The organism is Xanthomonas sp. CFBP 8152, assembly GCF_014199025.1.
GTDB lineage: Bacteria > Pseudomonadota > Gammaproteobacteria > Xanthomonadales > Xanthomonadaceae > Xanthomonas > Xanthomonas arboricola_B.
This window is the reverse complement of sequence record NZ_JACHNO010000004.1, coordinates 271,556-285,706: the sequence shown is the minus strand read 5'-3', so window position 1 is coordinate 285,706 and position 14,151 is coordinate 271,556. Positions and strand designations below refer to the sequence as shown.

The following is a 14,151-nucleotide window of genomic DNA, read 5'->3' as shown; positions in this document are numbered from 1 at the left end:
GCCGTTGGCCATGTGGCGCCCGTCGTCGTGCCGGGACAACTCGCCTATGTCATCTACACCTCAGGCTCCACCGGCAGGCCCAAGGCAGTGGCAGTGCCGCACGCAGGCCTGGCGAACCTGGCGCTTACTCAGGCCGAGGCGTTCGGGGTGACGGCAGGCGAGCGGGTACTGCAGTTCGCTCCCTGGACGTTCGACGCATCCGTCTGGGAAATGGCAATGGCCTTGCAGGCCGGTGCCACGCTGCATCTGGCGCCTGGCGGCTCGCTGCAGCGCAGCGGACAGCTCGCCGAGCTCATGCAACAGCATCGCATTAACGTCGCCACGTTGCCGCCATCTGCACTCACGTTGCTCGAATCGGTGGACCTGCCCGAACTCCGCCTGCTCATCGTGGCGGGCGAGGCATGCGCGCCCGCGCTCGCCGCGCGCTGGAGCAGACGGTGCCGCTTCGTCAATGCATACGGCCCGACCGAGACAACGGTCTGCGCGACATTCAAGACCTGTGATCCTGTACCGCCCATCGTCGGTGATGCAACGCGCGGGGCGAGCGATCCGGACGTGTCTCTTCCCTCCGGCTCGCTGTCCATTGGACGTGCCATCAGGGGCACGAGCACCGTTGTGCTGAATCCGGAGACGTTGCAGCCGATCGCGCCTGGTCAGGTGGGAGAACTGTTCGTGGGGGGCATCGCGTTGGCGCGGGGGTATCTGCGCCGCCCGGGGCTGACAGCAGAGAACTTCATCGCCAACCCGTCGGGGCCGCCGGGAAGCCGCCTGTACCGCACCGGCGATCGCGTGCGCGAGCTCGCTGATGGCGAGCTGCAGTTCGTCCAACGTGTCGATGCACAGGTGAAGATCCGCGGCTCGCGGGTCGAGCTCGGTGAAGTCGAGACGGTACTGCAAGCCCATCCGGGCGTAGCGCAGTGTGCGGCTGTGGTGCTGGACGAACGCAAGCAACTGGCGGCGTTCATTGTTCCTTCGCAGCTGGCCGGCATTGCGGATGCTGCAGCAGTAAAGACATATCTTGCCAAGCATCTGCCCGGTTACATGCAGCCAGCACGGGTCACACTGGTCCCGCAGCTGCCGACCAACGCGAACGGCAAGGTGGATCGACGCGCCCTGGCAGCAGGTTGGCAGGACAGCCACACGAAGGAGCAGCACGCGATGGAACATGCCCCTGCTATCGAGTCGACCGTGCGTTCGATCATGCGAGAGGTGTTGCGGGTGCAGGACGTGGCATTGGACGAAGGCTTCTTCGACATGGGCGGTGATTCCATTCTCGCAGTGAGCGTGGCGCGTCGCGTTGCCGAAGCCTTCGACATGCCGTTCGACGTGACCGCATTGCTGAAGCTGGCCAGCGTGCGAGGAATCAGCCGGCACATCGCAGAGTTCCGCGCCGGTGATACCGTCCAGGCGGCCATCGCCACGCCTGCTGCCGCAGTGGAGTCGTGCGGCACCATGCCCGATCGAATCGACGACTGTGTCGCCATCATCGGCATGTCCTGCCATGTGCCCGGGGCACGCGATCATCGCCAGTTCTGGGAGAATCTACGCAATGGCGTAGAGAGCATCGAATTTCTCAGCACCTCAACGTTGCGGTCGCTGGGCGTGCCGGAAGCACTGTTGCAGACGCCGGGGCTGGTCACTGCGCGCGCCATCATCGAGGACAAGGACTGCTTCGACGCCGAGTTCTTCAATATTCCCGCACATGATGCCCAGGCGATCGACCCGCAAGTGCGGATGCTCTTGCAGCATGCCTGGAAAGCGGTCGAGGATGCCGGCTACCGGCCATCGGACATCGCCGACGCGGGGGTGTTCATGACCGCCGCCAATGCCGGTTACCACGGCGATGCTCCACCGGCGGCATGGAGCGTGATGGGAGGCTCCAAGCAGTACGTCGCCTCTGCATGGTCACAGCCCGGTGCGCTGCCCACCGTTATTTCCCACCGCCTGGGTCTGCGTGGGCCGAGCTTGTTCGTCCATTCGAATTGTTCGTCATCGCTGGTTGCGCTGCATACGGCATATCGCAGCGTGGTTGCCGGCGATACGAGGCATGCGCTGGTTGGCGCTGCCTCGCTCTCGGACAGCGCCACACTTGGCTACGTCGCCGAGCGCGGCATGAACTTCTCCAGCGACGGGCATCTGCGGCCGTTCGATGAGCGAGCCGATGGCATGCTCGGCGGCGAAGGTGTGGCAGTGCTGCTGCTGAAGCGCGCGCGCGAGGCGATCGCCGACAAGGACCCGATTTACGCGTTGTTGCGCGGAGTCGCCATCAACAACGACGGTGCCGATAAAGCGGGTTACTACGCACCCGGATTGGCAGGGCAGGCAGAGGTCATTGACAAGGTGCTGAGCACTAGCGGCGTGGATGTCGAAACCATCGACTATGTCGAAGCCCACGGCACAGCGACCAGGTTGGGAGATCCGCTGGAGGTGGCGGCGCTGGTCGATGCGTTCGGACGCCACACGTCGCGGCATCAGTTCTGCGGCATCGGTTCGGTGAAGAGCAACATCGGCCATCTGGATACGGTGGCCGGCCTGGTCGGCTGCATCAAGGTGGCGCTCGGCCTGAAGCACGCCCAGATTCCGGCCTCGTTGAACTACGACACGCCCAATCCTGCCATCGATTTCGCAGCGTCGCCTTTCTATGTGGTGAGCAAGCACCTGACGCTGACTCCGAGACAGACCCCGCATCGCGCAGGCGTCAGCTCGTTCGGTATCGGCGGTACCAATGCCCATGCGCTGCTAGAGGAATTCCACGCGCCTTCCATCGGCACCGCAGCAACAGCCCGCTGCCTGGTGCCATTGTCAGCGCGCAAGCCCGAGCAGCTGCGCCAGTATGCGGTGGATCTGCTGTCATTCCTGGAACGCTATCCGGGCCTGGATCTTCACGATATCGCCCACACCTTGCAGGTCGGGCGCGAACCATTCGCTTGTCGCCTCGCACTGCAGGCCTCCAGCGTGGACGAACTATGCGTGGGCCTGCGCGGATTCATCGGCAAGGACGCTCTTGCCCAGCACAGGGGTCAGAATGGCGCCACTCCCCAGTGGCTGGATGGCGGCGAGTTGCAGCGCCTGCTCCCCTACTGGATTCAGGCCGGCCACTGGCACAAGGTCGGCGAGGTCTGGATGGCGGGTGCAGACCTGGACTGGACGCTGTGCCGGACGGGAGCGCGCGCGCCGCGCCGGATCTCGTTGCCGACCTATCCCTTCGCTCCGACCCGTTATCGACGGTCGACACCGGCGCTGCCTGCGACGCAGGAGCACACGTTGCATCCGCTACTGCATTGCAACACCTCCAGCCTGGCCGAGCACCGCTACACGACCCGCTTCAGCGGAGCGGAGTTCGTGTTCGCCGACCACAACGTGCGCGGTGCGCGATTGCTGCCGGGCGTGGCCTATCTGGAAATGGCACGCGCCGCAGTGGCGCAAGCGCTGCGCTCGATGGAGACGCCAATCCTGCTGAGCAATGTCAGTTGGTTGCGTCCGCTGGTCGCCGCGACCGATCCGCTGACAGTGCATGTGCGAGTCGATAGGCGCGATGCCAGGAACGTCTCGTTTCAGATCTACAGTCAGTTGGACGATGCGCCTGCCTGCGTTCACTGTGAGGGCACCGCTTCCCTGGCGCCGGAGGCGCGCGGTGAGCAACTGGACATCGCCTCACTGCGCGGTGCGTGCGGCCAGCCCGCACATGGGGATGCCTGCTACGCCCTGTTCGACAGGCTTGGCTGCCGCTATGGCCCATCGCTGCGGGCATTGGTAGAAACCGCTCCAGGGCAGGCGAAGGACGGCACCCGCTTCGCGCTTGGACACCTGCGCCTGCATGCGCAGGCGGTTCGCGACCGGCGCCTGGTCCTGCATCCGGGGTTGCTCGACGCTGCGCTGCAGGCCTCCATCGGCATGGGCCTGGTCGACGGCGTGCTGGCCGACGACCAACTGGAGCAGACCCTGCCTCTCAGTGTCGACAGGGTGAGCATCCTGCAACCACCGGGAGAACAGGCCTGGGTGTACGTCTGCGAGGCTGCCGGAAGCTCGCAGTTGGTGCACAAACTGGATGTGCGCATCTACGACGCGGAAGGACATCTCGTCGTCGAGATGGCGGGTCTGAGTGCGCGGGTGGTGGCCCCGACTGCCGCAGGGTCGCTCAGCACCGTGTCCGAGCTTCCTCCTGCGACGCTGGGCCAGTCGCTTGGAGCGGTCCCGCTGGTCCCGGTTTGGGAATGCCTCGGGCCACAAACGGCGATCACCGATAGCGGCCAGTCGCAGCGGGTGCTGTTGATCGGCTCCACGCCACCGCTGGCGACCTCGCTGCGCGAGGCGTGCGGTCCAGATGCGCTCTGCACGCTGCCGGCAGACGCCGGCCAGGCCGAGTTGGCCTCGCTGATTCTTTCCCAACGGCCCACGCATGTCGTGTGGATCGCCAATGACGATCATGCCGGGTCCGATCCGCAGCAGCATGTCCTGTGCTGCCTGCGCCTGGCCAAGGCGCTGTTGCACGCCGGCTACGAGACCCAACCGCTGCACCTGGCGGCGATCACCAGCGGCGCACTCGCCGTGCACAACGCCGAATCCGGTAATCCGGCGCAGGCCGCGCTGCATGGCTTCATCGGCGCATTGGCCAAGGAATATCCGCACTGGGCGGTGCATGCATTCGATGTGGACCATGCCGAGCATTGCCCGTGGCCGATGGTGCTTGGTGCCCCAGCGGACCCGGAACGCAGCTCGACCGTAATACGTGGGCACAATCGCTATGCGCAGCGGCTGATTCCGGCCGTGCTGCCTGCAGCCCTACCCACACGTCTTGTCGAAGGCGGCGTCTACGTCGTGTTGGGAGGCGCGGGCGGGCTTGGCCAGGCATGGACCGACTATCTGTTGCGTCACTATCGCGCCAATGTGGTCTGGTTGGGAAGGCGCTCGCCGGAGGGCGAGATCGCGAACGCCGTGCAACGGCTCAGCGCGCTCGGCGGCAGCCTGCGCTACCTGCAAGTGGACGCACGGCAACGCCCCGCGCTGGAAGCGGCGTTGAAGCAGGTCGAAACCGAGCATGCGGTCATCCACGGCTTCATCCACACCGCGCTGAGCTTGCACGATCGCGGTGTCATGGCTGTCGAGGAAGCCGAGTTCGCCGATGCCCTGTCGTCCAAGATCCTGACCGCAGCGGCACTGGCGGGCGCACTGGCGCGCTATCGCCCCGCACATTTCGTGTTGTTCTTTTCAGCGCTCCAGAGCTTCAATCCCTCACCAGGCCAGAGCAGCTATGCCGCGGGCAGTGCCTATGTCGACGCATTGGCCACCTGGCTGCGTCGCAACGGCCAGGCATCGGCACGCGTCATCAACTGGGGCTACTGGGGCAGCGTAGGGATCGTGGCCTCGGGGGCGCATCGGCGGCGCATGGCGCATATCGGTGAAGGCTCCATCGAACCCGCAGAGGCCATGCCCTTCATCGAAAGCGTGCTGGCCGGGCCGTTCGAGCAGATGGCGTTGCTCAAGCGTAGCGCTGCGCATGGCGGCGCAGCGCTGCCAATCGTCACCGACGATAGGGTGGAGCTTGCAACGGCGCTGACCAATGGACGCTTTGCTATGTCCGATCCATCGCTATCGGTGGAACTCCCCGACCTCGCGTTGCCGGCACCGCCTGACCCGCTGGATGCGGTCCTCGCGTCCGGCCTGTTCCACCAGCTCAGCGTGTTTGCTGGCGGCACCGCGACCACGCTGTCGCTGGCCTCGCTCCACGCTCGGCTTGCAAAGCCGCAGGTGTATGGCCGTTGGTTGCACGAAGCGCTGCGCTTTTTGTGCTCGGCGGGATATGCGTGTGCGCGTGAAGATGGGGAATTCGAGTTCGAACGCTCCGCGTCAGATGCCGATTGGGCAACGGTGGAGCGCTACTTCGCCAAGGCCGGAAGCAGCGAGAGCGAGCGCGCCCATGCCGACCTGATCGAACCGATGCTGCGCGCGTTGCCGGACATCCTTGCCGGTAGACGCCAGGCAACCGACGTCATGTTCTCCAACGCGTCCGTGCAACGTGTCGAGGATGTCTACAAGAAGAACCCGTACATCGATTACTACAACCGCATTGTGGCGGTCCTGGTTGGTCAGTATGCCGAGCAGCGACTGCGCAGCGATTCGAACGCGCAACTGCGTTTGCTGGAGATCGGCGCGGGCACGGGGGCGACCAGCCAACGCGTGTTCGAAACGTTACGGCCACTGACGCCGTCCGTGTCGGAGTACTGCTATACCGACATATCGCGCGCCTTCCTCGGACATGCCGAACGGCAGTACCGGCAGCAGGCACCGTATCTGCGTTGCCTGCTGCTGGATATCGAACGTCCGCTCGCCGCGCAAGGACTGGACTGCGGAACGTATGACGTGGTCATCGCGACCAACGTCCTGCATGCGACCCGGGAGATGCATCGTACCGTGCGCCATGCCAAGAGCGGACTTGCACGCAATGGCCTGCTGATCATCAACGAGATGCAGGGCCATGGCTTGTTCGCACACCTGACCTTTGGCCTGTTGCCAGGATGGTGGGCCTACCAGGACGGCTGGTTGCGGGAGTCGGGTTCGCCCGGGCTGGCGCCAGCGACCTGGCGCCGGGTCCTGGAAGAAGAAGGATTTCGCGCGATCCGTTTCCCGCTAGGGGAGACGCATCGGTTCGGGCAGCAAATCATCATTGCGGAGAGCGACGGAGTGTTTCGACAGAAGAGCACGGCGGTGCAGCCTTCACGCGAAGACCAAGGTGCACGGCCCCCGGCCGGTGCGCTCCCTCTCCGGGCCGACCCATCTGGCACCGAGACATCCAGTGCCGACGCACCCCGTGGAGCGATGACCGTTTACGTCCGCGGTCTGGTTGCTGAGGTGCTGGAGTTGACCGCAGACGACATCGATGCCGATGAGCCTTTCGAGAGTTACGGCATCGACTCGATACTGGCCATCCGCCTCGCCAATGCCTTGCGGACGCGCTTCCCCGATGTGTCCAGCACGGTGATCTTCGAATACTCCAATGCACGCGCGCTCGCCGGATATCTGCAATCGCTGCCGACCAATACAACGGCCGCGGCGCCGGTGAAGCCAATCGCGTCGCCGCGTTCTACGTTGCAGCCGCGCACAGGGGAGACCGACCTGCGTGGAATCGTGACCGCATATGTACGTTCGATCGTCGGCCGTACGCTGGAACAGCCGATCGATGAGATCGATATCCATGAGCCGCTGGAGAACTATGGTGTGGATTCGATCCTCGCCATCCGTGTGGCCAACGAACTACGCGCGACCTTCGAGGATGTCAGCAGTATGCTGCTGTTCGAGCACCGTACCGTCGTCGCTATCGCCGCGCATCTGCTGACCACGCAGGCCGACAGTGCCAGACGCTTGCTACCTTCGGCGGCGGTACCAACAAACGGCCTGTTCCCGTCGCCTCCGGCCGTAGCCGAGGTTGCCGATCCCTTCGCCACTCCCCCCCTTGCCCCGGCGCAGGTGGCCGCTGCCCCGCATGAGGACCGGGCGATCGCCATCATCGGCGTCTCCGGGCGCTATCCGCAGGCCGCCACCCTCGACGCTTTCTGGGAGCGGCTGCGCTGCGGAGAAGACTGCATCACCGAGATCCCGGCCGAGCGCTGGAGTCTGGACGGCTTCTTCGATGCCGATCCGGCCAGCGCCATCGCACAGGGTTGCAGTTACAGCAAATGGGGCGGTTTCATCGATGGGTTCGCAGACTTCGATCCGCTGTTCTTCGGAATCGCGCCGCGCGAGGCGATGGCGATCGATCCGCACGAAAGGTTGTTTCTTCAGGAAAGCTGGCGGGCGTTCGAGGACGCCGGCTATACACGCGCCAGCCTGGCCAGCAGGCACGCGCGCCGGGTCGGCGTCTTCGCTGGCGTATCCCAGTCCGGCTTCGAGCGCTGCGCCAGTGGCCAGGATCCGGACGGTAATGCGATCTATCCGCAGACCTCGTTCGGCTCGGTGGCCAACCGGGTTTCCTACTTGCTCGATCTGCAAGGCCCAAGCATGCCGATCGACACCATGTGCTCCTCGTCGCTGACGGCCATCCACGAAGCCTGCGAGCACCTGCTACGCGACGAGTGCGACGTGGCCGTCGCCGGTGGCGTCAACCTCAACCTGCATCCATCGCGTTACGTGGCATCGTGCGAGGGAAGATTTCTGTCGACCTCGGGACGTTGCCGCAGTTTCGGTGCCGGAGGCGATGGATTCGTTCCCGGCGAAGGCGTCGGTGTCCTTGTCCTCAAACGTCTCTCCCAGGCCATCAGCGATGGCGATTCCATCCATGCGGTGATTCGCTCGACCAGCATCAACCATGGTGGCAAGGCCAAGGGCTATACCGCGCCCAATCCGGCGGCCCAGCGCGAACTCATCAAGGCCGCGATCCGTAAAGCGGGGATCAGCGCCCGCGACATCTCGCATGTCGAGGCCCACGGAACCGGAACCGAGCTTGGCGATCCGATCGAGATCGATGCGCTGACCCAAGCCTTTCGGGGGTCGACCATCGAGCGCGGATTCTGCGCGCTCAGTTCGGTGAAGAGCAACATCGGGCATTTAGAGGCTGCCGCAGGCGTCGCCGGAGTGACCAAGGTACTGCTCCAGCTAAAGCACCGCCAATTGGTGCCTTCGTTGCATGCGGAAGTGCCCAACCCGCATATCGATTTCGATAGCAGCCCGTTCCGACTGCAGCGCGAACTGGTGAGCTGGAATCCTCCCGCAAGCGGGCTGGGCAAACGGATAGCCAGCGTGTCTTCGTTCGGTGCCGGTGGCTCGAACGCGCATGTGATTATCGAGGAATACGTCGCCCACCCATCGCCAGCGACAGCTGCACACGGACCTTACTTGGTGCTGTTGTCGGCAAAGGACGATGCACGCCTGGATGACTACGTGCGTTCATTGCTCCAGGCGTGCGGTGCGTTGGACGAATCGCAGCTGGTCGATGTCGCATACACGTTGCAGGTGGCACGCGAAGCGATGGAAGTGCGGTTCGGCTGCGTGGTCCAATCGCTGGCCGAACTGCAGGACAGCCTTGAGCGATTCCTGCGTGAGAAGACCACTAGCGGTGACGTCCGTTATGGAGACACCCGCAACGCTCGCAGGACCCTGTCCTGGTTGCGCGACGACGACGATATCCAGACGCTGCTGGCAACCTGGCTGGCGCGCGGCAAACTGGAGCGGTTGCTGGAGGTGTGGGTCGCTGGCGCCTCGCACATCGATTGGGAGCAGCTGTATCCGCAGGCGCGGCCGCGGCGGATATCGCTTCCGACGTATCCGTTTGCAAAAGAGCGTTACTGGATGGAAGCATCCGCGCCAGCGTCGTCCGTCGCGGCCCATGCCATGTCTGCGCTGCATCCGCTGGTCCAGCGCAATACATCGTCCATTCACGGGCTGCGCTTCAGTTCCACCTTCAAGGGGAACGAACCGGTCTTCGCCGATCACGTCGTCGCCGGCCAGGCGATCCTCCCTGCAGTCGCCTACCTGGAGATGGCACAGGCGGCCGCCACCTTGGCACTCAACGTCGAACAGGTGAGTTCCCTCCGCATCAGCGATGTGGTCTGGCTCAAACCGGTGATGGCCGGCCCGGCCCCGCTGCACCTGCACATCCAGGTGACGCCGCAGGACACCGACCTGGTCTGCGAGTTTCTGCTCGACGAGGATGCGCGCGGTGCCGACGGCTCGCATGCCTCAACGGCGCCTTGCGCCCGAGCCAAGGTCTCGATGCAGCCCCAGGTGGGGGCGGTACGGGACATCGCCGCGCTGCGCGCCGCGTTGTCCGGCGCACCGATGGACGGCGACAGCTGTTATCGCGAACTCAGCGCCATGGGCGTCGTGTATGGGCCCTCGCACCGAGGACTGGTCGAACTGCAGGCGGGCCAGGACGCGGAGGGCCGCTTTGTGCTGGCGCGTCTGTGCCTGCCAGCGTTGGCAGATGCGGGCCGCCTGGGTCTTCCTCCCGGCCTGCTGGATTCGGCAGTGCAGGCTGCCGGCTTCCTTCACGATGTCGCTGCCGCAAGCGACAGCCACGGCCCGGCATCGGTGCCATTCGCGCTGGATAGCTTGCAGTGGTTCTTTCCCTGTCCGCGCGATGGCTGGGCCATCGTGCGACAAATGACCTCGGGCCTGGCGCAGACCCATATCGACATCTGTGACGACACCGGTCGCCTCTGCGTCCGCCTGCAAGGTCTGACCGGCAGGACGTATCGCTCCGGTTCCGGCGTGACCGGGACAGCGCAGACGATTTTCATGGCACCGGCACCGGCACCGGCACCGGCGTTGCCCGCACATGACCAGCACGAGCAAAGGATCGTGCTGGCGTGCGATCTTCCGGCGGCGGCAATGGCGCCGTTCGCATCAGCGTCCCAGAGTAAAGTCCTGCAGAGCACCGCGACCGATCCGGCTGAGCGCTTCAGCGCCTACGCCGAGCAACTGCTGGATGTCCTGGGAACGCTACAGCGGCAGCGCACGGGTCAAACAACCCTGCTCCAGGTTCTGGTACCGCAACGCGGCACTGGCCGTCTTCATGCAGGGCTGGCCGCATTGTTACGCGGTGCGGAGTTGGAAACGCGCGGGCTGCGCACCCAGCTGCTGGTGTTGGATCACCCGCAGGTCAGTCCTGTTGCTGCCGTACCGGGCATGCCACGTGGCGATGCCCTGGTCGAGATCGAGCCGCCGAGTCGCGGCACCACCGGTCCCTGGCGCGACCACGGTGTCTACCTCATCACGGGTGGCCTGGGTGGCATTGGCAGGGCGGTGGTGGCCGACATAGCGCGCAGTGTGCGATCGGCGACCATCATCATCGCCTGCCGCAGCGATCTGGACACGGGCAGACGCGAGCACTTGGCCGAACTGGTCGCCCTCGGCGTACGCGTGGAATATCGCCGGGTGGACGTTTCGCATCGCGCCCAAGTGGACGAGTTGGTCGAGGAGATCGTCAGGCACTTCGGTTGCCTGCACGGCGTACTGCATTGCGCGGGTAGCGCCCATAGCCGCCTGCTCGCTGCACTGACTGCATCCGAACTGCACGAGGTGCTGGCAACAAAGGCATTGGGCGCGCGCTATCTGGACCTTGCAACGCGCCATCTGGCATTGGACTGCTTCGTGCTGTTTTCGTCGCTGACGACGCGTACCGGCGCCATCGGCCAGGCGGCCTACGCAACGGCCAACGCCTTTCTGGATGAATACGCACAATACCGTCATGAACTTCAGGCGCTCGGCGAACGTAGCGGGCGGAGCCTGTCCCTTGCGTTGCCCTACTGGGCGACCGATGGCGGCATGCAGCTCCCGGCCGACATGGTCCAGGTCATGCGGCGCCAGGGATTCGTCCCGCTGGATGCGCAGACCGGCGTGGATGCGCTTGCCCGCGCGCTGGCCACGGACCTTCCGCAGCTCGCGGTCGCACATGGCCAGCCCGCGCAGATTCGCCGCCTGCTGTTGGGCAGCACGGCGGCCGGGACTGGCATGCCGACGCCAGAGCCTGAGCGGGTCCCGCCAACGACGCAGACCATCGATGCGCTGCGCGAGTTTTTGGCCCGGCATCTGATGATCGCTCCGGCGCGTATCCATGCCAATGCCACCTTCGACGCGTTTGGGATAGATTCGGTGGTCGCAGTCAGGCTGACTGCCGCGCTGGAGAAGCAGTACGGCCCGCTGTCCAAGACGCTGTTTTTCGAACATGCCACGGTCGCCGACCTGGCGGCCCATCTGGCTGGACAGCGGCGCTTGCCGTCAGCGGAGGTAGCGCCGCCATCTGGCGCCATCCTGCCACCGGCCGAGCAGACTATGGCCGACACAGGTGCAGACGTGTCGATGAAACCAGGTAGCGATGTCGCCATCATCGGTTTGGCGGGACGCTACCCGCAGTCGCCGACGCTGGAGGCCTTTTGGGAGAATCTCAAGGCAGGCGTCGATTGCATCAGCGAAATCCCCTCGGATCGCTGGGACATGGCATCGTTCTTCGACGCGGAGCAAGGCGTGCCCGGCAAGAGCTACAGCAAGTGGGGCGGTTTCATCGATGGAGTTGCCGACTTCGATCCCAGCTTCTTCAACATCTCGCCGCGCGAGGCGCCGATGATGGATCCACAGGAACGGTTGTTCCTGATGTGTGCGCATGACGCGATGGAAGACGCCGGCTACACCCGGGAAGCGCTGAATCTCAACGCCCAGGCCAGGGGCGCGGGGGTCGGTGTCTTCGTTGGTGTGATGCACACCGAGTACCAACTCTACGGCGCCACTGCACAGGTGGGGGGTGAGCCGCTCGTGCTGGGATCGGGTATCGCATCGGTCGCCAACCGGGTGAGCTATTTCGGCAATTTCCAAGGGCCCTCGCTGGCGGTCGACACCATGTGCTCCTCGTCATTGACCGCGATTCACCTGGCTTGCCAGAGCTTGCGCGATGGCGATTGCAGCGTGGCGATCGCCGGTGGGGTGAATGTCTCGCTGCACCCGAACAAGTATCTGGGCCTTTCCCAAGCCAAGTTTGCCTCCAGTACCGGCCGTTGCGCAGCGTTCGGCGATGGCGGCGATGGGTACGTCCCTGGCGAAGGCGTGGGCGCGGTCTTGCTCAAGCCGTTGGACAAGGCCATTGCCGACGGCGATCGTATCTACGGCGTGATCAAGGGCAGCGGCATCAACCATGGCGGGCGCTCGAACGGGTTCACGGTGCCGAGCGCCACGGCGCAAAGCCAATTGATTGGCCGGGTCCTTGAGCGTAGCGGTGTATCACCCAGAGCGATCGGGTACGTCGAGGCGCATGGCACCGGTACCGCCCTGGGTGATCCTATCGAGGTCGCCGGGCTGACACGTGCGCTGCGTAACGCAACCCAGGACACCCAGTTCTGCGCCATCGGCTCGGTAAAATCCAACATCGGCCACTGCGAGAGCGCGGCGGGAATTGCTGGATTGACCAAGATCCTGCTGCAGATGAAGTATGCGATGCTGGTTCCTACGCTGCATGCGCAGCGTCTGAATCCGAACATCGATTTCGCGCAGACCCCGTTCGTCGTCCAGCGCACGCTGGAGCCGTGGCAGAGCCAACGCGACAGCAACGGCATCTCGTTGCCGCGCACCGCGGCGCTGTCTTCCTTCGGCGCGGGGGGGGCCAACGCCCATGTAGTCGTGGAGGAATTTCACCCAGCTGCACGGACGATACCCGATCCGCATGCGCCGCCCGGTCCCGACCTGATACTCCTCAGTGCGCGTGCGCCTGATCGCCTGATGCAGGCGGCTAGGGATTTGCGGGCTGTCTTGTCCACCGTACCGCATGATCCGGCTGAGTTACACGCGATCGCCCGTGCCCTGCAGACCGGACGCGAACATCATGTGCACCGGCTTGGGCTCTCGGCGTGGTCGATTGCCGAAGTTTGCGAGAAGTTGCAGGCCTTCATTCAGGGCGATCGCCACAACGTGGCCTGTGGTGAGGTCGATGAGGCAGCGATGAGCGTGCTATCGCCCACCGAGCTTGCCGCAATGCTCGAACGCGGCGAAGAGCGACGTTTGATGGACGCCTGGGTAACGGGGGCGCAGTGCCCGTGGGACTCCCTGTACCACGAGCGGTATCTGCCCAGCTTACGCCTCCCCGGCTATCCGTTTGCGCGCACGCGCTATTGGGCGCCTGACCTGCTTGGCGCACGTCGGCTTGCCTCGGTGCCAATGGAACCGTCTGGCCACAGGTCTGCTGGCACGACCGACGCACCTGGTTCGCAGACGACCGCACCGCCTGTAGCGGTTCCGGTCAATACCAGCAATTCTCCCCCGGCCCCGGCCCGCGGCAATGGCAGTGAGCTCCGGCGCATCGAGCGCATCCTGTGCGAAACGCTTGCCGAAGTGCTGTACATGAAAGTGGCCGACATTGGTGTGCGCACCGCCTTCGTCGATCTGGGGATGGATTCGGTGATGGGGGTGGAGTGGTTGCCGATGATCCAGCAGGAGCTGGGCGTAGCGCTTGGCGCGACCAAGATCTACGAATACCCGACGCTCAGCGAACTGGCCGTGTTTGTGCTGTCGCAACTGCCTAGCACCGCACTGGAAGAGCCACCACCTGCACAGCAGCGTTCCATCGACGAATGGCTTCAGGCCATCTATGACGGTACGGCAAGCCCGGACGACGCACCGCATTGGCTGCAGGTCCAACATGCCGCCTCTGCCGGAGGCCGGCATGCTCACTGA

Annotated in this window: 1 protein-coding gene (running past one end of the window); it reads left to right on the top strand. The window is 64.7% G+C overall.

Annotated features, from left to right (window positions below; translation table 11 throughout):
- Positions 1-14,151, top strand: the 3' portion of a protein-coding gene (locus FHT09_RS16575; protein ID WP_104606204.1) for a non-ribosomal peptide synthetase. 1,791 nt of this gene lie to the left of the window's left edge; 14,151 of the gene's 15,942 nt are visible here — the last part of the coding sequence; its start codon lies beyond the left edge, outside the window; the stop codon is at positions 14,149-14,151.